A 24173-nucleotide genomic window follows, 5' to 3' on the forward strand; every position below is an offset into this window, starting at 1 on the left:
GTTACTTTTGCAGACCTAAATCCGATATAGTCATACGATGTCGATATTGCGCGCTCACCGCGCCCAGCATCACCACACTGAAATTCTAGGAGAGGTCTGTGGACTCCAACAACCAAATCAAGCCTGACGAAATCGAGATCCTGATCGTCGAGGATAGCCCGACCCAGGCGGAGCGCTTGCGCCGCCTGATCCAGTCCCTGCACTATAACGCGCGCGTGGCGGCAAATGGCCAGCTGGCCCTGGCCGCCATCCGCGAGCGCAAGCCGCACCTGGTGCTGTCCGACATCGTCATGCCTGAAATGAATGGCTACGACCTGTGCCGCGCCATCAAGTCCGATCCGACCTTGCGCGACATCCCCGTGATCCTCGTCACCTCGCTCAACGATCCGAAGGACATCATCCGCGGCATCGAGTGCGGCGCGGACAATTTCATCCGCAAGCCCTACGCGGAAGACTACCTGCTCAACCGCATCAGTCACATGCTGATGAACCAGAAGCTGCGCAAGAACCAGAATGTGGAAATCGGCATCGCCCTGTACCTCGGCGACCAGAAGCACTTCATCAATGCGGAGCGCCAGCAAATCCTCGATTTGCTCATTTCCACGTATGAACAGGCGGTACAGGTCAACGGCGAACTGCAGGCGCGCGAACGCCAGGTGATCGAGCTGAACATGCGCCTGGCGCACCATGCGGCCGAACTGGAAACCATCAACCGCGAAATCGCCCTGAAAAACCTGGAACTGGCCGAGGCGAGCCGCATGAAGTCGGCCTTCATCGCGAACATGTCGCACGAACTGCGCACGCCGCTCAACGCCATCATCGGCTTCACGGGCGCGCTGCTGATGAAACTGCCAGGCCCCCTGACGTCCGACCAGGACAAGCAGCTAAACACCATCCGCGCCAGCGCGCGCCATCTGCTCTCGCTGATCAACGACATCCTCGACGTGGCCAAGATCGAGGCGGGCAAGCTGACCCTGTCGATCGAACCCGTGCACTGCCAGGAACTGATGGCCGACGTGGCCGACACCCTGCGCCCCCTGGCCCAGCAAAAGGGCCTGGCCCTGGAAATGGCGCTGGGAGAAGAAGGCCAGCCGCCCGCCATCATCGACACGGACCGCCGCGCATTGACGCAAATCCTCATCAACTTGCTCAACAACGCCATCAAGTTCACGGAACAGGGCACGGTGCGTATCAGCCTTGCCCAGCGCGACGAGGACGGCGTGCTGGTGACGGAAATGAGCATTGCCGACAGCGGCGCCGGCATCAAGGAAGAAGACCAGGCCAAGCTGTTCCAGGCCTTCTCGCAGCTCGATTCCACCTCCACGCGCCACGTGGAAGGCGCAGGACTGGGCCTGTACCTGTGCCAGAACTTGGCCAACGCCATCGGCGGCGCCCTGTTCTTCAACAGCGACTACGGCTCCGGCAGCACGTTTACACTGGCCCTGCGCAGCAAGGCCTGAGTTTCTGTGCGCCGCAGCATGAAATTTTGATTTCTTGCCATCCAGGACAGACCAATACAGTAGTTCTACGGTATTGCACCGCACCATTTTCAGCGCTATAGTAGAACTGTCTCCTCCAATTCGTTCTCCGAACATTGGATTACGCCCGCGAATACAACCGCGGGCTTTTTTTTGCCTGCGTTTTCCCTCATCTTCACCTTTCCTTAACTAAATCAAACGATTTAGTTATATCAATCGTTTGAGATATGTGATTAAATCTCCGGCATGATTGAAAAAAACGCCATCCCCACTTCCCACGCCGACGAAGGGCGCAAGCCCCGTTCCGACGGCGAACAGTCGCGCGAGCGCCTGCTGCATAGCGCCATCCGCCTGTTTGCCAAGCAGGGCTACGCCAAGACGTCCACGCGCGAACTGGCGCAGGCGGCCGGCACGAACGCCGCAGCCATCAGCTACTATTTTGGCGACAAGGCGGGCCTGTACCGCGCCGCCTTCGCCCAGCAGTCGGCCAACCCGCAAGACAATATCGCCCTGTACGAACAACCGCATTTCACCTTGCGCCAAAGCCTGGAAGGCTTTTATGCGCAGCTGCTCGCCCCCATGCAGCAGGGCGAGATCGCGCGCGACTGCATGCGCCTGTGGTGCCGCGAGATGCTCGAACCGACGGGCCTGTGGGCGCGCGAGATCGACCAGAACATCCGCCCCGAGCACGAAGCGCTCACGCGCGTGCTGGCACGCCACCTGGGCGCCCCCGACGACAGCGACGATATGCACCGCCTGGCGTTTTCCATCGCTTCGCTGGCCCTGCAACACATGGTGGGTGCGGAAGTGCTGCAAACCTTGCGCCCGCAGCTGCTGGAATCGCCGCAGGCCATCGACACCTGGCTGGCGCGCATGACCGACTACGCGCTGGCCATGGCCGACGTGGAGCGCCAGCGCCTGGCCATTCCTCCCTCTACCCCTACCGCTCAACGACAAGCAGAAAGACCAGCATGACGACTATTCGATGCACCGTTCAACGTGTCCTGGCCGCCAGCATCGTACTGGCGCTGGGCGGTTGCGCCCTGCAGGGGCCGCCCGCAGCGGTGGCCGCCAGCGCACCCGCGCAGTGGCAGGCGCCGCTGCCGCATAACGGCAGCCTGACGGACCTGGCTAGCTGGTGGCAACACCAGGGCGATGGTCTGCTGGTGGAATTGATCACCGACGCGCAGCAGGTCAGCCCCACCATCGCCGCCGCCCGCACGCGCATCGTGCAGGCGCGCGCGGACCGGGTAGCCAGCGGCGCAGCACTTGCGCCAGCGCTCGATGCGACGGGCAGCGTGGTGCGCACCAGCCAGCAATCGGCGCAGCTCGGCGGCACCACCTCGCAGGCCGCGCTGCAGGCATCGTGGGAAATCGACGTCTTCGGCGCCAACCGCGCTACGCGCGATGCGGCGCAGGAGCGCTACGACAGCGCGCGCGCAGGCTGGCATGAAGCCCGCGTCTCGGTCGCCGCCGAAGTGGCAAACCAGTATTACGCCTTGCGCACCTGCCAGCAACTGCAGGCAGTGTCCGAACAGGATGCCGTCTCGCGCCGCGACTCGGCACGCCTGACGGAGCTGAGCGCCGGCGCCGGCTTCCAGCCGCCCGCCAACGCCGCCCTGGCCCGCGCCAGCGCCGCCGAAGGCGCCAGCCGCGCCATCGAACAGCGCGCCGCCTGCGACGTGAATGTCAAGGCGCTGGTGGCCCTGTCGGCCATACCGGAAGCGTCGCTGCGCGAGAAGCTGGCGGCCAGCCCGGCCATCCTGCCCTCGCCCATGGCGATTGCGGAGCTGCCGGCGCAAACCCTGGGCCAGCGCCCCGACATCTACAGCGCCGAACGCGAAGTGGCGGCCGCCAGCTTCGAAGTGCGCGGCGCGCAGGCGCAGCGCTACCCGCGTCTGAGCCTGGCCGGCTCCATCGGCAAGGGCAATCTCCGCGCCGGCGGCACCAGCATCACGGCCAGCACCTGGAGCATCGGACCGCTGGCCGTCAGCCTGCCCATCTTCGACGGCGGCACCCGCCGCGCACAAGTCGATGCGGCCACGGCGCGTTACGACGAAGCCGTGGTGAAGTACCGCGCCGGCGTGCGCCAGGCCGTGCGCGAAGTGGAAGAGGCGCTGGTCAACCTGGCCAGCACGGACGCGCGCAGCGGCCACGCGAAAACGGCCCTGGAAGGCTACCGCGTGTCGTTTGTCGCCACCGAGGACCGCTACAAGAATGGCCTGGCCAGCCTGATCGAACTGGAAGACGCGCGCCGCACGCGCCTGGCCGCCGAAAACACCGTGGTCAACCTGGAGCGCGAACGCAGCGCCGCCTGGGTAGCGCTGTACCGCGCCGCCGGCGGCGGCTGGAACAGCAACAACGCCATCGCCAACAACGCCCCCTGACGGATACGACAACATGAAAAAAATGACCTTGAAACCGATGGCTCTCGCCCTTGCCGCCCTCTGCGTTGTGCTGGGTGCCGGTGTTACCCTATATTCCCCGTCCTCCACGGCGGCCGACGACGCCAAGGATAAGAACGCGGCGCAAAAACCGGCACTCACCGTCACCACGGCCAAGCCGCAGACGGCCAGCCTGCCCATCAAGCTGAAGGCCAACGGCAACGTGGCCGCCTGGCAGGAAGCCGTCATCGGAAGCGAATCGAACGGCTTGCGCCTGACGGATGTGCGCGTGAATGTCGGCGACGTGGTGCGCGCCGGCCAGGTGCTGGCCGTGTTCTCGAATGACACGGTCAATGCCGACGTGGCGCAGGCGAAGGCCGCCGTGCTGGAAGCGGAAGCGAATGCCGCGGAAGCCGCCGCCAACGCGCAGCGCGCCCGTTCGCTGCAAAGCACGGGCGCCATCAGCGCACAACAGATCAGCCAGTACCTGACAGCCGAACAGACGGCCAACGCGCGCATCGCGTCCGCCAAGGCGCAGCTGGCGGCGCAGCAGCTGCGCCTGAAATACACGCAGGTGGTGGCGCCCGACAGCGGCATCATCTCTGCGCGCTCGGCCACCGTCGGCTCCGTCGTGGGCGCCGGCACGGAACTGTTCCGCATGATCCGCCAGGGCCGCCTCGAATGGCGCGCCGAAGTGACGGCCACCGAGCTGCTGAACCTGAAAGCGGGCACCCTGGCGCAAGTCAAGGCGGCCAATGGCAGCGTTTTGACGGGCAAGGTGCGCATGATCGCCCCTACCGTCGACCCGCAGACGCGTTCGGCCCTCGTGTACGTCGACCTGCCGGCAAGCACCGGCAACAATGCGCCGTTCAAGGCCGGCATGTACGCCAGCGGCGAATTCGAACTGGGCACCTCGGGCGCGCTGACGGTGCCGCAGCAGGCGATTGCCGTGCGCGATGGCTTCAGTTATGTCTTCCGCCTGAATGCCGACCAGCGGGTCAGCCAGATCAAGGTGCAGGCCGGACGGCGCCTGAGCGACCGTATCGAGATTTTAGGCGGCATCACGGCCGACACCACCATCGTCGTCAGCGGCGCCGGCTTCCTCAATGACGGTGACCTGGTGCGGAATGTTCAAAACCCGGTGGCAACCCCGGTCGCAGCGGCTGCCAAGCCGGCCGCAGCGAAAAAATAAGGAAAAACCATGAATTTTTCCTCCCTCTCGATCAAGAATCCGATCCCGGCCATCATGCTGTTCGTGCTGCTGACCCTGGCCGGCTTGCTGGCCTACAAGGCCAATCCGGTACAGGATTTCCCCGACATCGAACTGCCCATCGTCACCGTCAGCGCGGTGCTGCCCGGCGCCGCGCCAGCCCAGTTGGAAACGGAAGTGGCGCGCAAGATCGAAGATTCCGTCGCCACCCTGCAAGGCGTGAAAAACATCTACACCAAGGTGCTCGACGGCGTCGTCACGGTGACCGTCGAATTCATCCTGGAAAAGCAGATCGCCGAAGCCGTCAACGATGTGCGCGACGCCGTCGCGCGCGTCAAGGCGGACATGCCGGCCGAGCTGCGCGACCCCACCGTCACCAAGGCGTCCACCGCAGGCAGGGTGGTGCTGACCTTTATCGCCACAGCAAAACCAGGCGTCGACAATCCGCTCGACGCGCCTGACCTGTCCTGGTTCGTCGACAACACGGTGGCCAAGCGCCTCCTGACCGTGCCCGGCGTGGGCGCCGTCACCCGCGTGGGCGGCGTCTACCGCGAGATCCAGGTGGAACTCGACGAGGCGCGCATGGCCGCCTTGAAAGTGTCGGCCCTCGACGTCTCGCGTCAGTTGCGCCTGGTGCAGCGCGAAGCGCCCGGCGGCCGGGGCGACATCAGCGGCGCCGAGCAGTCGGTGCGCACCATCGCCACCGTCAAGACGGCCGATGAATTGTCGCGCGTGGAAGTGCCGCTGCCGGACGGGCGCCACGTGCGCCTGGACCAGGTGGCCACCGTGCGCGACACGGTCGCCGAACCGCGCGCGCTGGCCGAGCAGGATGGCAAGACCGTCGTCGCCTTTGAAGTGTTCCGCACCAAGGGTGCCAGCGAAGTGGCCGTCGCCAAGGGCGCACGCGACGCCATCGCCGACCTGCAGAAGGAAAACCCGAATGTCGTGCTGCAGCAGTCGATCGACAATGCCTTCCCCGTCGAGGAAAACTTCGACGGCTCGATGGAGCTGCTGTACGAAGGCGCGCTGCTGGCCGTGCTGGTGGTGTGGTGGTTCCTGCGCGACTGGCGCGCCACCCTGGTGGCCGCCGCCGCCCTGCCCCTGTCCGTGATGCCGGCCTTCCTCGGCATCTACTGGTTCGGCTACACGCTCAACACCGTCACCCTGCTGTCGCTGGCGCTGGTGGTCGGCGTGCTGGTCGACGACGCCATCGTGGAAATCGAAAACATCGAGCGCCATCTGCGCATGGGCAAGTCGCCCATGGAAGCGGCCATGGAAGCGGCCGACGAAATCGGCATGGCGGTGATCGCCACCACCTTCGCGCTGGTGGCCGTATTCCTGCCGACGGCCTTCATGAGCGGCATTCCCGGCCTGTTCTTCAAGCAGTTCGGCTGGACGGCCGTACTGGCCGTACTGGCCTCGCTGGTAGTGGCGCGCCTGCTCACGCCGATGATGGCGGCCTACATATTGAAACCGCTGCCGCACAAGGAAGAACAGGATGGCTGGCTGATGACGCGCTACCTGCGCGTCATGCGCTGGTGCCTGAACCACCGCGGTACCACGGCCATCGCCGCTGCCCTGTTCTTTGTCGGCGCCATCGCCCTCGTGCCGCTGCTGCCGACGGGCTTCGTGCCGGCCGCCGACCGCGCGCAGACGCAGATCAACCTGGAACTGCCGCCCGGCTCCACCTTGGGCGAAACGCAAGCCGTGGCGGCCCTGGCGCGCGATGCGGCCATGCGCACGCCAGGCATCCAGGGCGTCTTCAGTTCGATTGGCGGCGGCTCCAGCGGCGACGCCTTCGCCCCCGGCGCGGCAGCCGAAGCACGCCGCGCCGTGCTGACCCTGACCACCGTGCACCGCACGGAGCGCAAGGAATCGATGGCGGGCCTGGAAACGCAGCTGCGCCACAAGCTCGATACGATACCCGGTGCGCGCTTCACAGTAGGGCCGCCCGACACGGGCGTCAAGATGCAGCTGGTGCTGCGCTCGGAAGACCCCGTGGCGCTGATGGCGGCGGCGCAAAAGGTCGAGCGCGAGCTGCGCGGCCTGAAAGGCATCGGCAACGTCAATTCCAGCGCTTCGCTGGTGCGCCCGGAAATCATCGTGCGCCCTGATTTTGCCAAGGCGGCCGACCTGGGCGTGACGGCGGCAGCCATCGGCGAGACCGTGCGCGTGGCCACGGCCGGCGACTACGATACGGACCTGACGAAGATGAACCTGCCGGAGCGGCAGGTACCGATCCGCGTCAAGCTGCCCAACAGCGTGCGCGCCGACCTGGCCGCCATCGAGCGCCTGACGGTGCCCGGCAAAAATGGTCCCGTGCGCCTGGCGAACGTGGCCACCGTGACGATGGAAAGCGGCCCGGCGCAGATCGACCGTTTGAACCGCAGCCGCAACGTCACCCTCGACGTGGAACTCGGTTCGCGCACCCTGGGCGAACTGAATGAAGAAGCGCGCGCGCTGCCGTCGATGAAGAATCTGCCGCCATCCGTGAAGATCGCCGAACTGGGCGACGCGCAGGAAATGGCCTCGCTGTTCGCCAGCTTCGGCCTGGCCATGCTGATCGGCGTGTTGTGCATCTACTGCGTGCTGGTGCTGCTGTTCAAGGACTTCATGCAGCCGGTGACCATCCTGGCGGCGCTGCCGCTGTCGATCGGCGGCGCCTTCGTGGCCCTGCTGATCACGGGCAGCGCCCTGTCGATGCCGTCGATGATCGGCCTGATCATGCTGATGGGGATCGTCACGAAAAACTCGATCCTGCTGGTCGACTATGCGATCCTGGCGCGCCAGGCTGGCATGAACCGCTTCGATGCGCTGGTCGACGCCTGCCACAAGCGCAGCCGGCCCATTTTGATGACGACGATCGCCATGGGCGCCGGCATGATGCCGCTGGCGCTGGGCTGGGGCGCCGACCCCAGCTTCCGTTCGCCGATGGCCATTACCGTCATCGGCGGCCTGATCACGTCGACTTTATTGAGCCTGCTGGTGGTGCCGGCCGTGTTCACCTACATCGACGACCTGGAGCACCTGCTCAAGCGCGGCATGGCCAGACTGCGCCGCCAGAAGGCGCCGCTGCGGCGCGATGACAAGGTGGCGCTGGAAAAATAAGCGCCGCCACCGTTTGCAAAATCGCCCCCTGCGGGCAAGGAAGCGAAGGACCGGCCGCCAGGCCGCGCTCCCTCGCTTCCATCTATCTGGCATACTGCGCCCATTCTCCATGAACGCAATCTGCCCTGCCTATGAATTACCGCACCCCGCTCGTCCTGCTACTGGTATCCGCACTGCTCGGCGCCTGCTCGGACAAGACCGCCCCCGCCAGCGCCGACCTGGCGGTTGACGTGGCAGCAGATGTCCCTGCCGCCGCAGCCGACACGGCATCGACCGAACACGTGCCGCCGCCGGCCGCCACCGCGCCCAGGACGGAAGCGATGAACACGCCGCAGGCGCGCGAGCTCGAAGTGGGCATGATGCGCGCCGTCTTCGGCAAGGACTATCGCAGCGACAGCGACGATGCGCTGGCCGACCTGTCCGATCCGGATAACCACGTCGACAAACTCAGTTACGTGGTCAGCGCCGTCAGCCACAAGCTGCTGCCCGATGGGCGCGCCATCCTGGTGGCGAATGCGGAAACGGCCAACACGGAAGGCACGGCGGAATCGGCGCATGCCTCGCCGGGGCTGTTGAACGTCTTTTTCCTGGCGCCCAAGGGCCAGCCGGAAGACGGCCAGTGGCAAGTCGTGAAACGCCTGGAAAACATCGCCACCCTGGGTTCATCGGGACAGCTGGGCGAAGTCCACTGGGTCATGCTGGGTGCGAACAAGCCGGGACTGGCGATACGCCATGGCTATACGGGCCAGGGTTACACCATCACGCAGCTGGCCCTGTTTGAAATCGGCGACGGCAAGGTAACGGCGCTCGATGGCGGCATCGACCTGTATTCGGACAATATGGGCGCCTGCGGGCCTGACACGGACGAGTGCTGGATGGTCGACGGCAAGTGGCGCTTCGCGGCAGCGCGCAATGGCGGCGCCTACGACGACCTGCTGATCGATTTCAAGGGCGCCTCCGAGAAGATCAAACCGGGCGTCACGGTCAAGCCGGACGTAGACCCGCCGCGCATCGCCACGCCCCTGAACGGCCACGCGCGCTATGGCTTCGATGGCAAGGGGTACAAACTGGTCGAGGGCAAGAATACGGTGCCTGGCGTCTGAACCAGGCACCGGCAAAAGATCAGCGGCGCGCCGCCTCCAGGCGCGCCAGCAGCGGCGCATACATGGCACGCGTATGGCTGCTCCAGCGGGCCATGGCGCTGTCGATATCAAACAGCAGGCGTTCCGACAATACTTTGTCGCCCTGCTGCAGCGCCCAGATCGCGCATTCGGCGCGGCACTCGAAGCTGTTGTAGCGCGCCAGCGCATCGTCGAATTCCGCCTTCGCCTCAGGCTGGCGTCCGCTTTGCGCCAGCGCGCGCGCCGTCAGCAGGGACACCATCTCGGGACGGAAATGGATATCCGTGCGACGGATGAACTCCAGGTGCGTCAAGGCCTCGGCGCCGCGCCCGCACTCCAGGTAGGCGCACGCCGCGCCCAGGCGAATTTCCAGATCCGAGGAAAACGCTCCCTGCAGGCAGGCTTCATACGTCGATGCAGCTTCCTGCGCATCGCCCGCTTCCAGCTGCGCGCTGGCCAGGCGCATCTGGTTCTGCGCCGTCGGCGTGTACTCGAAAGCGGCTTTCGCCTCGCGCAGTTCGCGATTCGGATCGAGCACTTGCACGGCCACCGAAGCTACCTTGCGCGCGCCTTGCGGCAGGCGCGAATTGGGCAGGTAGATGGCGAAGAAATACACCACGCTGCCCAGCAGCGGAAACATGAATAAAATGAGCAGCCAGTACAACTGCTGCCCGTTGCGCACCACGTGAATCGCAAAAAACAGCGCGATCAGGATGTGGATGCCTATGCCAAAAATCGTCATGTTACAACCTCGTTCGTGACGGGAGCCGCTGGCACCATGCCGCCGCTTTCCCTGGCTCAATATTACACCGGCCGCCGCGGCAAGCCCGCCGGGGAGACACGCGAACGGCGAAAAAAAAGCAGGACAGCCGCGAGACCGTCCTGCTTTCCTGGCGCGCCTATGGGCGTCAGAACGTGCTGATGGCGTTCAGGAACCAGCCCCGGCTGCGGTACGACAAATCCGCCAAATCGTCCGAGAAGGTCGTGAAGTTGTAGCCGATGCCGATCTTGGCGTGCTTCGCCACATGCCGGTAGACGCCGACCAGGGCGCCGGCACGCGCATCGCCCGCCTCGCGCGCCTTCAGCCTGCGTCCCTCGATCAGGGCATCCCACTCCTTGACGATATGGAAGTCGGTGCGCAGCACCAGCAATTCCGCGCGGCTGGAGAACCACTCGCCTTGCGTCTTCGACGCGCGCAACTGGCCCGTGCGCACGCCGAATTTCCCGCCCACCGACAGCCATGGCCGCACGTCATACGTCGTATCGACATTCAGGATATGGCTTTTCTGCGTATAGTCGAGCACCCCGCCCGTGACGCCGTCGACCTGGCCTGGCGATGGCAGGTTGTAAAAGTACGTGTACTTGAACAGGGTATTCCAGCGGTCGTTGTCGACCGGGCGATAGGCCGCTCCCGTCACCACTTCCGTGTAGTCGCCATCGTAGAAGGCACCCCGCGTGGAACTGCTGCGCGACAGGTTGAACTTGCCCAGCAGGCGCCAATCGCGGTCCAGCTGGTAGCTCAGCGCATTACGCGTCAGCCACACCTTGCGGTATTCGCTGTTCGCGTCCGTGGTGCAGCCGCCGTCAGCCGGCACGGTGGCGCAACTGCCATCGACCGTCCCCAGCGACGTCGTGCGGTCCGTGCGGAATTCCAGCGCGCTGGAAAATTTCAGCCGCTCGTAGGCATATGCCGCCGTCAGGCCGATGGCGTCGCGCTTCAAGTCGCCCGACAGGGGATTCGACAGCGTGCCCGTCTCGAACTTGATGCCCGTGGTCCAGCGTTCGGTAGGCGCCAGGTCAACGCCGAACGCGTGCGTCAGGCTTTGCGGCCCCGCGCCATTGCCCCAGCGGCTTTCCGCAAACAGGCCCGCCTTGTCGTTCAGGCGGTAGCGGCTGCCCGCCGTCAGCGTGGACTGGCGGCCGCTGTAGTTCACATCCGGCGTTTCCGTCTCCACGCGGTAGTTCAGGTAAACGCTGCTGCGTTCATCCATCTGCATGTTGCCGAACAGCTGGCCGCCCACGCCGCCGCTGCCGCCCGACGCTTCCGACCCCAGGCGCAGGCGTTCGCTCACCTGGTAAGTGCCACCCAGTCCCGCGCGGTCATTCAGGGCGCGGTTGCCGCTGCGCGACAAGGTATGCTGCACGAAGCCGTACATGTCCCATGGCGCGTACAGCAATCCTGCCACGCGCGCCGAGGCCACGCCGGAAGCGAGCGTGGTGTCGGGGCCGTACTGCGGACCGCCAGCCATGCCTGCCTCGCGGCCCTGCGTCACCAGCTGGCCCGTGATGCCGCCTTCCAGTCCCTGCTGCGGCACGATGTTCGACGCCGGCGTCTTTTCCAGCGCGCCATCCCGGGCTTGCTGGCCCTCCTGCAATGGGCGATAGTCGACGCGCAGCACGGCGTCGCTGCGCCCGCCATCCTGGCTCAGGATGGCGCTGGCATTGTCCCTGCCCAACGCATTGTCGCGGCGGTCGTGCCGCAGGCCTGCCGACACGCCCCACTCCGCATCGAGCTTGTGGCGCAGCGCCGCTTCCACTGCGCGCGCATCCTGGCTGGTGGCCGTGCGGTCATCCGCCTTCAGCGACACTTCCGTGCGCTCGCCCAGCGGCACGGTCGCCGCCAGGCCCGTTTGCCTCACGGCCTCGCCGTTCAGGGTCTGCATGCCCGGTCCCGCGTAACCGGCTTCGCGGTCCTGCCAGTAGGCGGCGATGCGGCCGCGCGCCGCGCCGCCCAGGTCGGCCAGGTCCAGCGCGCCGTCGAAGCGCTTCGCGTTGGCAGGGCGGCCGCCCGTCGTCGTCTGGTTGAAATCGAAGCCGCCGCTCGATGAACTGAGCACGCTGCTGGCGTCGCCGCTGGAACGGGCCGCCTCGGCCTTGATCCAGGTACCCGGCTTGTAGCGCAAGGTCAGGTCCAGCTCCTTGAGGGTCTGGTCCGAACCCTGTTCGCCCTGGTGATAATTGCTGGCCCCGATGCGCACATGGTCGTTGAACCAGTGGCTGGCGCGCACCCCCACCGAGGTGCCGGAAATGGCGCTCAGGCCCGGCACATACTCATACGTCGCCACCAGGTACACGGGATTGCCGCTCAGGCTGGCGCTTTGCACCAGCGCGCCGCCATCGGCCACGGAGGACAGCGGCGAGCGCAGGGTCAGGCGTCCCTGCAGGTAGTTGATTTCATAATCCTGCGAAGGCGTCAGCTGGATGCGCTCGATCACCAGGCCCGAATCCTTGTCGCGCACTTCCACCCACAGGCGTTCCGAACCTTGCGTCAGGTCCAGGTGGCGCAGATAGTATTGCGAACCGCCCGTGCCGCGAAATTCCTCGCGCGACTGCAAGGTGCCCGGCGAAGCGGCAAAGGCGTTGACCGTGCTGGCCTTTTCGCCATGGCTGGTGCTGGCGGCGCCATTCCACAACAGGTTGGCGCCATACAGGCCGCGGCTGTACTGGGCCAGTTCCGAGCCGCTCCAGGTGGTCTGGAAATTCCCCCACATGACGGACGAATCGCCTTTTTCCAGGCGCACGTAAAAGCGCCCCTGGGTAGGCGCATCGTCGACGGTGGTGCTGTCGTCGCCGTACACGGGATAGTATTTGTCCGGATCGATGCGGCGCAGCAGGTAGTTCGGGTCCTTGCTCTGGAAATTGTGGAACAGGTCGCGCAGGGGCTGCTCGCGCGTGTCGGCGCTGGCCGTCAGCAGGTAGTCGCCCTTGATCTTGCCCTTCAAGTAAAACGCGCCGCGGCCGTCGGCCCAGGTCTCGTTCCGGTAGTGCTGCGTGTCGCCCGTGACCAGTTCCGCCGGTCCCTTGGTGCGGTCGCGGCCAATGGTCAGGTCGGCCAGCGCCACATAGAACCAGTCGCTGTCGGCGATATTCAGGTTGCGGCGGAAGGTCATGCCGGCCCCGCTGCCATCCTTCACGGCCACTTCCACCGTATGCGGTCCAGGACGCATGATCTGGCGCATGGCGAACTTGCCGCTGACGTCGACCGGCACGACCATGCCCAGCGCCGTCACCTGCTGGCCAGGCTTGATCTTCTCGCCGCTGATGGTGACGCTGCCGCCCGATGCATCGATATTGCGCAAGATCAGGCTCGACTCGCCCCAACCGGCCAAGGCATCGCCGCCCGCCTTCTTGCCCGGCGCTTCGGGCGGCGCCGCATCGAGCAGGCGCAGTGGCTGCAAACGCGTCTCGTCGAACTTGCCGCCTGCGTCGTAGACGCGCAGCAGGTAGCCGATCTGCTCCGGCGCATCGGCCGGTGCCTGCCAGGCCGTCGCTTCGCCCATCGTCGCGGGCACAATCGCAAATGGCTGCTCCTGCGTGCTCTGTCCCTTGGCGAAGATGCGGATCTCGGCGCGCTGCTGGAAAAATGCGTAATTGGTGTACGTGCCAAAACGCACAGGCGCCTGGCGCTGCGCATAAGGCGCTGCCAGCCAGACATTCAAGGCCGGCGCCACATTCAGGGGGTCGTACTTGACCTGAATGTCGGAACGCTCCAGCGCCACGTCGACGCAGCGCTGGCGGTCCGCCTCCTGCTGCGGCGTATCGGTGTCCTGCACCACGCCGTCTATGCTGATGGAGAAGGCCGCATCGCGGTTGTCCACCTGGCTGGCGACGGCGCAATCGTCGACCTGCACCACCGTCTCGATGCGCTTCGGCGGTGCGGCGGCGACAGCCGGCAGTTCGACGGCTTCCTCGTACCAGGCACGGATTTCCGTGCGGCGGTTCTGCGCCATGCCTTGCGGCGTGGCGTTCGACGCGATCGCTTCGCTCTCGCCCTTGCCGCTGGCGGAAAAGGCCGATGCCGGCAAGTCCAGTGCACGCATCAGATAGGCCGTGACGGCCAGCGCACGCGCCTCCGACAGATGCTGGTTGGTCGGGAAAGTCGGCTTCAGCCAGGCGGCGATGCGCTGGTTGTCCGTATGCCCGATCACCTGCACGCGCACCTTCTGCTTGCCGCGCAAACGTGCGGCAAGCGCGTCAAGCCGGGCCGTGGCGGCCGGCAGCAGCACATCGCGGCCGGACTCGAAATTGGTGCCCGACAGCAGATCGTCGAAGGTCACGCTCTGCTGCGCCGGCGTGGCCGGCGGCACCGCTTCCAGGATCACGCGGCGCTCGGCGCGGCTCAGGCCAGACGGCGCCAGGCCGCTGAAAGCTGGCGACTCCTGCTCGCCGCTCGAGGGCTGCTGCGCACCCATGCTGTGGCTCCGGTCTAGCATTTTTCCCCGCAGCGCATGCTCGTTTGCCATTTGCGCATGCGCACCCAGACAGACAAAGCCTATGCTGCCGAGCAAATACACGAGCCGCTTGGGGGCCGGCCTGGCCGCCGCTTTGAAGGTGCCTTGATTGCTAACGTTCATGGTCATTTTCGGTTTCATTGTGCGCCCTCGATCTCGATGACGAGGGGATATTCGTTTTGCAGTGCCTGCCAGCGCGCCTGCATCTCGCTTTCGATCGCCTTGCTGCGGCGCTGCGCCAGCGCGGCATCGCCGCCAGCGGCATACGCGATGCGCAGTACCGATGGCTTGGCGCGCAGGCTGGCCACCAGTCCTTCGATGCGTCCGGCCCATTCCGGCTGCAAGGCCGTTTCGCCCGCGACGAATGCGGCGTCGCTCAGCTCAAGACGCACGACACGGTGGATGGTGGCGCCGAAGTTCAGCTTGACCACCTTGCCTCGGGTCAGGCGCACATCGCGCGGATTTTCCGTCGTGACGCGGTAGCCGCTCGGCAGGGTGCGGTCATCGAGCTTCATGACGAAGTTCGAGCCGCGGTCCGCATTCGGAATCGCCGGACAAGCCACGTGGAAGCGTCCTTCCGCATCCGTCGTCACCAGCAAGCCGCGCGCCGTCGCCATGCGCACGCCGGCAATCCCCGCCTCGCCGTCATCCTGGTAGCCATTCGCGTTCCGGTCGTCGAACACCTTGCCGATGATGTCGGGACAATCGAAAGTGGCATCCGGCACCACGCGCACCGTGGCGGTAGCCAGGTTGGAAATACGCGTCTCGCCCGTCGCTGCCCAGGCCTGGTTGACGTATTCGCCATCGCCAACGCCGCTGCCCACCATCAGCATCAGCTTGTAGGTCTTCTTCTCCTTCGGCGCGAAACCGCTTTCCTTCCAGCGCAAGCTGCGGCCATCGACGACAGGTTCCGCCGGCACGCCATTGCGGGTCGCGCTGCCGACGCGGTACTTGAAGCCGGCCGGTATCAGGTCGCGCACCTCCATCGCGCCCAGGGTCGCCGCCTGCGGATTGCTGGCCGTGATCGTGTACGGCACCAGGTCGCCGCGCGTGACGTTCAGCATCGGCGTCGTCTTCGTCACCATGATGCTGTCGCTGCCCAACGGGTCGAGCGGGATATGGTTGTTCAGGATCGGTGCCGAACCGCCATTCGTGATGACAAAGCTCAGGTAATACTGCGTGGTCCTGGCGCCTCCGGCGATCAGTCCCGTGCAGTTGTTCGGATCGAGTTCCATCTTCGTCGACAATGCCGGCGCCAGCTCGCTGGCCTGGATAAAGGCCGGATCCGGCACCAGGCCCACCGTCAGCGGTCCCTTGCAGGCCGGCAGGCTGCCGGACGGCGCCAGCAGGTAATTCGTCGGCGCCACCACGCTCAGCGTATACACGCCGCTGGGGAAGCCGTTCTGCAGCAGGAACTGGTACATGCCGTCGCTGCCCACGGTTTGCGTCTGCTCAGCAACACCACCGACCAGGTGCGTGGCGCTGTCAAAACCGGCAGGGCCGCTGATCGACACCACGGTGCCAGCCACCGGCTTGCGCGTCACGGAGTCGTACACCACACCGGCCGGATCGAGCGGCAGATTCTGCTCGACGACACGGTCGCCGTCGCGCAAGGTCAGGTTGGTGATGCGGCTGCCACCCGGCACCACCACGCCTTCGCCTCCCGTCGACACGGGCACATTCGGCATGTTGTTGCCATCCTTGAGGAAGGTGATCGCATAGCCGGAACCCGTCGGCAAGCCACTCGCCTCGTAGCCGGGGCAATGCAGGTTGTCGAACTGGTAGAAGCCTTTCTCGTCCGTGATGGCGCGGCAGATCAATTTGCCTTCCTGGTGCAGCTCGGCCGTCCAGCCAGCCACGCCAGCCTGGCTGCCGTCGAGCGGACGCACACGGCTGCCGTCGCGGTTCAGCCATACGTAGCCGTTGATGATGGGCGGCTTCAATTGCGGGATGCCCTTCTCGCCGAACAGATAGCCGCGCATGTCGTCGCCCGCCGCCAGCTTGATGCCGGTGATCGTATCCTTGTTGCCCACGCCGACAGGCTTGCTGGCATTGGCCGTGCCCACCGAGCCTGGCAGCACCGACGTCTTGCCGTCCACATAAGCGGCCGGCTGCGTTTCCGTCAGAGTGTAGCCGGCGGCGTCGCTGACCGGCACCGTATCGAACAGGTAGCTGCCGTCGGCGCCCGTCAGCACGCTCAGCTTGACCGGCTTGCCATCGACGGACGTGCCGCTCAGGACCACCGTCACGCCGGCAATGCCTGACTCGCCATCGTTGCGGATGCCGTCGTTATTCAGGTCGGCATATACCACGCCGCCGATCTTGCCCAGCATATGGCGTTCGCCAAACAGGTAGCCGCTCGCCTGCGTCGCCACCGGCAGCACGATGTCGCCGATCGTGTTGTGTTCCGGCGCCGCGCCGAAGCTGGCGTTGTTCACCTTGCCGCCGGCGCTGCCGGCCGTTTCGCGGCCGTCGAGATACACGGCAGGCTGGCTTTCCAGCAGGCTGTAGGTACCGGCAGGCAGGCCGTCGAAGCGGTAGCTGCCATCGCTTCCCGTCACCACCGTACGGGTCAAGCCGTTCGCGCCGCGCACAGTGATTTCAATGTCGGCAATGCCCGCTTCCCCCGCGTCCATGGCGCCGTTGTCGTTCAGGTCGCGATACACGAAACCCCGCAACGACGACACCTGTTCGCGGAAATCATAGCCGCTGCCATTGCCTTGGGGCGGCAGGACGATGCCGCTGACGACATCCACCACGCCGGCACCGACCGGTTTGCCGTTGATGCTGCCGACAAAGGTACCCGTCGCACCCGGATAATTCCCCAGGCCGGCCGGCTGCGTTTCAGTGACCGTGTAGCCGGCAGGACCCGATGGATACAGGCCAGGGAAGGTGTAGCTGCCATCGGCGTCCGTGACGACGGTGACATTGACCGGCTTGCCGTGGCTGTCGATGCCGCTCAGCGTCAGGCTCACGCCCGGCAAGCCTTCGCCCTTCTCGTAGCTGCTGCTGTCGTTCGCATCGCCGTACACGCGGCCGGAAATGCTCGCCGCCTGCAGTTCGCCGAAGTCAAAACGCGTATGGCTCTTCGCCGCATCGAATGGAATGCGCGCGATGGTATTGGCCGTGCCGATGTCGCAGGCCGGATTGGCGCAGGAGGCGGCGCCGTCGATCAAGCCCTTGCGCTGGCGTCCGTCCAGATAGGCGGCCGGCTGCGTTTCCACCAAGGTGTAGCCGGCCGCATTCGCGTGCGGCAGGTCGCGCAAGCTGTAGCTGCCGTCGGCGGCCGTGATGGCCGTGCGGTTGACCGGCGTGACGCCGTCGCGGGCGATGCCGGTCAGGGTGATGGTAACGCCGGCGATGCCCGCGGTTTCACCCGCATCGCGCACGCCATTGTCGTTCGCGTCGACGAAGACGGCGCCGCTGATGGCGCCTGTCTTCTCGCCGAAATCGTAGCCCGTCAATTGCGCGCCCGGCGCCAGCGCGATGGCGCTGACCACGTTGGCCACGCTGGCATTACCGCCGCCATTGCCGGCTGCCTGCGCCGCATCGGCGTAATTGACCGGCTGCGTCTGCGTCACGGTATAAGTACCGGCGAGCAGGCCGTCGAAATGGTAGGCGCCGTTGGCATCGGTCAGTACCGTCACGGGACCGCCTGCGCCACCCGTCAGCGTCAAGGTCACGCCAGCCAGCGGCGTGTCGCCGCTGCCGGCCGCGCCATTGCCGTCCACGTCGAGGTAGACCTTGCCGGCAATGCTGCCCGTCAGTTCACCAAAATTGTAATCGCGCGCGCTGCCGCCGTTCGGCAGCACGATGCCGCTGAACTGGTCGAAACGGGGCGCGCTGCCGCCGATGCGGCCTGTCGCGACGCCATTGACCGTGCCCACGCTTTCCGCGCCATCGAGGTAGGCGGCAGGCTGGGTTTCAGCCACGGCATAGCCGTTGCCGTCGCTTTGCGGCAGGCCCGTGAAGCTGTAGCCGCCGTCAGCCGCCGTTTGCAGCGTGCACAAGGCAGGCACGATCACGCTGCAGACGTCGAAACCGTCCGCCGTGGTACCCGACAGCGTGACCGTCACGCCGGCGATGCCCGTTTCGCCCCCATCCTTGCGGCCGTTGCGGTTCGCATCGATATACACGTAACCGGACAGCGACTGCGCCACGCCCCCAGCCGCGCCTGGCGCCTGGCCGAAATGGTAGCCCGTCGCCGTGACGCCGGGCAGCAGCACGATGGCGCCGGCAGTCCGGATAGCCGCACCCGGCACGCCCGTGCCAGGCACGCGCACGGCGCCGTCGATCAGGCCACCGAGGCTGCCGGCCTGCGCACCCGTGTGATACAGGCTGGCCGGCGGCGTGACCGTCACGGCATAGCCGGCAGCGTCGCTCGGCGCCAGGCCCGCAATCAGGTAACTGCCATCGGCGCCCGTCTGGAAGGTGCAGCTCGGCACGGCAATGCCGGGACAGACGGGATGACCGAGATGGTCGTTGCCGCTCAGGGTCAGCGTGACACCGGCCACGCCCGTGCTTTCGCCACCCTGGCGCACCGCATCGCGGTTGCTGTCCATGTAGACGCTGCCGGCAATCGACGCCAGCGCCAGTTCGCCGAAATTGCGCTCGGTGTAGCTCAGGCCCGGTTCGATGCTGCCGATGACGATGCCTTCCGGCGCCGCGCGTCCTGCGCTGTTCGCCACGACATTGCCGGCGCCGTTCTGCTCCTTGCCATCCGCATGGCCGGCAGGCTGGGCCAGTTCGGTCACCGTGTAGGATTCTCCCAGACGGCTAGGCGGGACATTCGTGAAGCTGTATTTGCCATTGGCGTCGGTGGTGGCCGTGCACGCGCTGCCCATCGCCACGCACACGTCGGCGCCCCAGAAGGTCAGTCCGGAGAGCTTCACCTGCACGCCGGCGATGCCATTTTCGCCCGCCTCGCGCAAGCCGTTGTTGTTCTTGTCGGCGTACACGTAGCCGCTGATGGCCGCATGCGCGTATTCCTGGAACAGGTAGCCCGTCGCCGCCGTATTCGGCGCCAGCACGATCTGGCCGATGGTGTTGTGCGCCGCGCTGGCGGAACAGTTGGCGCCGTTGTCGCAGCTGGCCGGCGGCGGCGTGCCACCGGCCGTGCCCGCGACTTCAAACAAGTCGGCGTAGCTGGCCGGCTGTGTCTCGACGAGGGTGTAGCCGCCGGCCGCGGAGCGCGGCAGGCGGTCGAACAGGAAGTCGCCGCTGCTGGTGCTGAGGGTCAGCGGCGCGCCCGCCGTGCCGATATCGTTGCCCCAGAAATCCTGGCCGTACAGCGAGAACGTCACGCTGCTGGTGATCTTCTCACCGGCATCCATGCCGTTGCTACGGTTCGCATCGTTATACACGGAGCCGGCGATGCTCGACTTGACGATCTGCACGTCGACGCTGGCACTGTTGTTGCCGGCGTTCGGATCGCGCGAGGTGCCCGGCGTCGGCACGATGCTGGCGGTATTCGTGATATTGCTGGCGAACGGTCCCGCATAGGCCGGGTATGGCGCCTTCACGGGGATGGTGATGCTGACCAGGTTGGCCGTGTCGGCTGCGCCCGAGGCAATCGGCAGCACGCCCAGCGTGCAGGTCACGGTGACCGGCGAACCGCTGCTGACGCAGTTGTTCAAGGTTAGCGAAGCGCCCGAGCCAAGGCGTGCCGTCGGTGCGCCCGTCAGCACGAAGCCGGCCGGCAGCACGTCGGTGACGACCGTGCTGGCCGCCAGGGCGGGACCCAGATTCCCCACCACCAGGGTGTAGGTAAAGGGTTGGTTGATGCTGAACGGCGATGCGGGCGAAACGGTTTTCGACACCAGCATCAGGTCGGTCTTCGGCAGCACGGTGGTGGTTTCTTCCACCACGTTGTTCGTCGCCAGCTTGTCGCCGGCAAACGGCGCCGCACCCGTTTCCAGCGATTCGACGCTGGCGTTGATCTTGTAGGTGATCGATCCCAGCGGCGCATTGCTGACGGGACCCGTATCGAATTTCAGGCCCAACACGCGGCTGGCGCCGCTGGACAGCGTGCTATCGCCGGGCACGCTGGCCAGGTAGCACACCAGGTTCGTGCCCGCGCCGCCCGGCTGGCTGCACGAGGCGCCGGCCGGCAAGGTGGTACCTGCGGCATTCCACAGCATGGTATACGGCACGGCCGCGCCGTTTTGCGGCGGCGGCACGGGCGTGACGACCAGTTTCAGGCCGGTGGCCAGCGACGGCCCGTTGTTTTGCACGGTGACCTTGTACACCAGCGCATCGCCGAACGGGCTCTGTTCGTAGCCCGTATCGACGGCCGACACGCTCAGGTCCAGCTCCTTGCTGATCACGGTGACGGTGGTGCTGTTGCTGTTGTTGGCCGCGTTGCTGTCGTCGGTCGTCGTGCTGATGGTGGCGCTGCTGGCATAGGCCGCGTCGAGCGCATCCGGGTACGGGAACACGGGGATGACAGAGAAGATCAGCTGGCGCGTCTCGCCATCGCCGAGTCCAAAGGTCCGGCATTCGATGCCGGCCTGTCCCGCATAGGGCGCACCGCTGAAGGCGGGCACCAGCGTGCATTGCGCGGCGCTGCCCGCGATGCTGGCCGAACCGGCCACATACGCCATGCGGGCTGGATCGATGACCTGGCGCAGCACCACATTGGCCGCGCTGCTGGGGCCATTGTTGCGGATCGAGGTGGTGAACACCAGCGGCACGCCGACGCGCACGGGGTTTGGCGCACCGGCCATCGCCGTGACGCCGACGTCGGCCTGCGGCACCACGGTGACGGTGGCGCCGGAGCTGTTATTGGCCGCATCGGTGTCGATGGCATCCGGGCTCGATACCGTGGCGGTATTGAGCAAGGCGCCGTCCTTCAAGGGGCGATTAAGCGTGATGGTGATGGTGCGCGACGCGCCATTGCCCAGGTTCAGCAGCGTGCACGTGATGGTCGACGCAAAGCTGCAGCTTTCGCCTGCGCCGCTGCCGGCCAGCACGACGCTGCCGCCCGTGGTGCCGCCGCTGCCGTTGTACCAGTGCGGCAAGGCGTCGACCACCTTGACGGTCGGTGCGCTGTCCGGGCCAGCATTGCTGACCACCAGGGTATAGCTGAAGGTATTCGAGGCGGCCGGCAAGCTGACCAGGGACGCCGTCTTGACGATGGCCAGGTCGACGTTCAACGGCGTCGACGTGACGCTGGCGGTGTCGCAATTGCCCGTGCTCGCATTGTCCGGCGGCTGGTGCGCCGACCCGGCGGCCATGCCGGTACAGGCGGTATTGCTCAAGGTGCCGGAAAATCCCGCTTGCGCGCGCGTGGTCAGAATCAGGGCAGGCAGTTTCGCGCCGCGCGCCAGGCTGCCGGAGATCGTGTAGGTGCAGGTCACCAGCTGTCCCGCCGCGCTGCACGTCCAGCCCGCGCCGCTGGCGCTCACATAGCTTTCTTGCGGCGACAAGGTATCGGTCACGGTCACGGTGCCGCTGGCGGCACTGGTGGAGGTGCTCGCATTGGTGACCGTGATGGTATTGGTGATCAGGCCATTGGCCGCGACCAGTCCTGGCGACTTGCTCTTGCTCAGGGTCAGGTGGGCGAATGGCGCGACGATGGTGTACGTGGCCGAGGCGGGATTGTTCAAGCCGTCGAGCGGGGCGCTGCGTGCCACGTCCACCACATTCGCGCCGCCCGTCGCGCCGGTGGCGACGGTCAGCGGAATCAGGAACTTGGAAGAGGTGGCGCCCAGCGCGAGCGCGCCGACATTGCAGGTGATCGTCTGGCCAGCCTTGGCGCAGCCGGCCGGCAAGGTGCCGATCGTGAAATCGCTGGACACCGTCGTCTTCACGGTGACGCCGCTGGCGTCCTGCGTGCCGCTATTGACGGCCCACAGGTTCAGGCTGACCGCCTCGCCCTGCGTCAACGAGCTCAGGCCGCTGGCGTTCGACACCAGGGTTTGCCGGGCATCGAGGTCGGTGCCCGGCTTGACCGTAACGATGACCTGGCTCGGTCCGTTGTTGCCGTCTTCCGGATCGCCCGTCTGCAAGTCGCCGGAAGCCACCGACGCGCCGTTGGTGATGGTGCCGGCGATGCTCTTGACGATGCGCCCGCCGATCGTGATGGGGGGAGCTTGCTGCCCCACGCCGATGGCCGCGCCGCTGTAGGTACAGGTCAGCACGGTGCCCGAACGGGCGCATGCCCAGCCCGTGCCGGACGCCGACGCGTAGGTAAAATCCGCGCTGGCCGGCAAGTTGTACGTGACCTTGAATTGCGATGCGCTGTCCGGACCGGCATTCGCCACGTCCACCCGGTAGCCCACCGTTGCGCCGGCCGCTGCCGTACAAGCGGCGGGACAACCGCTCAAGCCCGTCGTGCCGCTGGCGGCGACGCTCAGGTCCGCGCCCTTGATGACGGTGACCGTCTTGATCGAATCGTTGTTGAAGCTGTTGCCGTCCGTGTCCACGTTGACAAAAGACACGCTGGCCTTGGTCACCACGGCAGACGCCGCCGAGCCCGTGCCGCTGAAATTGACTGTCCAGTTCGCGGTCTTGCCCAGTCCGCTGCGCGTGCAAGTGAGCAATTGCGGACTGGCTGCCAGATTGAAGGCGCAACCGGCCGGCGCCGTGCTCGACGCAAAATTCACATTGGCGGGCAATTCCACCGCCAGGCGCACGGTGCCCGTCGCATCGACCAGGTCCTCATTGTTTGTCACCACCACCGAAAAGCTGGCCTTGCCGCCGCGCGGCACGGGGTCCGGCGCCTGCAGGTAGGCGGAAACGGACAAGTCGATTGCCGCCGCCGACGCCGTTCCCGCCGCGCCAAGGGTGCAGAAACAGGCGATCAGCCATAACAGGCGCTGCAGGAGACCGCGCGGCCCTCCCCGCTTGCAGGAGATCAGACAGGAAAAGATAGTGCGCAAAAAGGAGGACATAGGCATGGCAGTCGTCAGGGGGTTGTGCGGTGTGCTGCAACGGCACTTCCGGCCCAGAAAAAACAGCGAACGACCTGCTTTTTCACCCTACGGACATGGCAAGGCGGCACGAAAGTCAACAAATATTCAATGTGTAATTTATGACAACATTGATGATTTGCGACATTCTGGTGCATTTTTTAATGCTTTACAAGCAATAAAAATATTAAAAAATTAATCAATTGAGATTAAGCAAGGAAATGAAAAAATCACCCAAAGGCACTTGCACTCATGCCAACAAATGTGTCTATTTTGTTATTTTTTGAAATTGGTACTACCGCAGGTTTTTTGGCTTCACGCCCTTGAAATGATAGAAACTGAGGCTAAAGATGCCAATTTCGCTCAATATGCCACTATGTACTCTAGCGTACATATCAGAAAGAAAAGTGTTTCCCATGTGATACTAAAAATAATTCAAATGACAATGTTTATTGGTATCACAAGCGCAGCACGACAGAAATCGCAAAAGAATTCCATGTGGAAATTTTTTATGTACAGCAACGTGAAAATGAAGTTGTAAAAATACAACAAAAAAGATCGGCGGCGCGCCGCCGCGGACAAGGGAAACGCGGGGAGTTTTGGGAAAGGGCGGCAAGACGTTACCGGGCCGCCTGCATCCAGGCAAAAAAACCGGATGCTGCGACAGGAGGGAGCAGGCGCTTGTCCCGGCAGAGGAATCCATCCCCTGCCGGGACAGCCGGGGCAGGC

Annotated in this window: 10 protein-coding genes; 7 read left to right on the forward strand and 3 right to left on the reverse strand. The window is 65.3% G+C overall.

The features are described 5' to 3' along the window. The first annotated feature begins 98 nt into the window (after positions 1-98). The 6 genes from O0881_RS11425 to O0881_RS11450 all read left to right on the forward strand — a co-directional run bounded on the left by O0881_RS11425 (position 99) and on the right by O0881_RS11450 (position 9283). The gene (locus O0881_RS11425; RefSeq protein WP_099666722.1) at positions 99-1460 is read left to right on the forward strand and encodes a response regulator; all 1362 of its coding nucleotides are present in this window, start codon (positions 99-101) and stop codon (positions 1458-1460) included. 264 nt (positions 1461-1724) lie between these two features. Then, positions 1725-2453, forward strand: a complete 729-nt coding sequence (locus tag O0881_RS11430) for a CerR family C-terminal domain-containing protein (RefSeq protein WP_289911324.1) — start codon at positions 1725-1727, stop codon at positions 2451-2453. Continuing rightward, positions 2450-3865 carry an efflux transporter outer membrane subunit gene (locus O0881_RS11435; protein WP_289911325.1) on the forward strand — a complete coding sequence of 472 codons (1416 nt, stop codon included), beginning with the start codon at positions 2450-2452 and terminating at the stop codon, positions 3863-3865. The genes O0881_RS11430 and O0881_RS11435 overlap by 4 nt, the downstream gene beginning before the upstream one ends. A gap of 13 nt (positions 3866-3878) precedes the next feature. Beyond that, the gene (locus O0881_RS11440) at positions 3879-5054 is read left to right on the forward strand and encodes an efflux RND transporter periplasmic adaptor subunit (protein ID WP_289911326.1); all 1176 of its coding nucleotides are present in this window, start codon (positions 3879-3881) and stop codon (positions 5052-5054) included. A gap of 9 nt (positions 5055-5063) precedes the next feature. After that, positions 5064-8180 carry an efflux RND transporter permease subunit gene (locus tag O0881_RS11445; RefSeq protein ID WP_289911327.1) on the forward strand — a complete coding sequence of 1039 codons (3117 nt, stop codon included), beginning with the start codon at positions 5064-5066 and terminating at the stop codon, positions 8178-8180. Between the two features lie 131 nt (positions 8181-8311). Beyond that, positions 8312-9283, forward strand: a complete 972-nt coding sequence (locus O0881_RS11450; protein ID WP_289911328.1) for a hypothetical protein — start codon at positions 8312-8314, stop codon at positions 9281-9283. A 19-nt stretch (positions 9284-9302) separates the two neighbouring features. Here O0881_RS11450 and O0881_RS11455 read toward each other — a convergent pair whose 3' ends face one another. From O0881_RS11455 to O0881_RS11465, 3 genes are all read right to left on the reverse strand, one after another. Beyond that, positions 9303-10043 (reverse strand): hypothetical protein, encoded by a 741-nt coding sequence (locus tag O0881_RS11455; protein WP_289911329.1) that lies wholly within the window; start codon positions 10041-10043, stop codon positions 9303-9305. Between the two features lie 166 nt (positions 10044-10209). Beyond that, entirely contained in the window at positions 10210-14493 is a 4284-nt protein-coding gene (locus O0881_RS11460; RefSeq protein WP_289911330.1) for an OmpA family protein, read from the reverse strand. A 176-nt stretch (positions 14494-14669) separates the two neighbouring features. After that, on the reverse strand, positions 14670-23432 hold the full coding sequence (locus tag O0881_RS11465) for an SdrD B-like domain-containing protein (RefSeq protein WP_289911331.1): 8763 nt from the start codon (positions 23430-23432) through the stop codon (positions 14670-14672). On the opposite strand from O0881_RS11465, the gene O0881_RS11470 reads away from it, so the two are divergent. Continuing rightward, positions 23431-23643, forward strand: a complete 213-nt coding sequence (locus tag O0881_RS11470) for a hypothetical protein (protein ID WP_289911332.1) — start codon at positions 23431-23433, stop codon at positions 23641-23643. The two genes, O0881_RS11465 and O0881_RS11470, sit on opposite strands and share 2 nt — an antisense overlap. Positions 23644-24173: the final 530 nt, after the last annotated feature.

It is taken from the genome of Janthinobacterium sp. SUN100 (assembly GCF_030397705.1).
GTDB lineage: Bacteria > Pseudomonadota > Gammaproteobacteria > Burkholderiales > Burkholderiaceae_D > Janthinobacterium > Janthinobacterium kumbetense.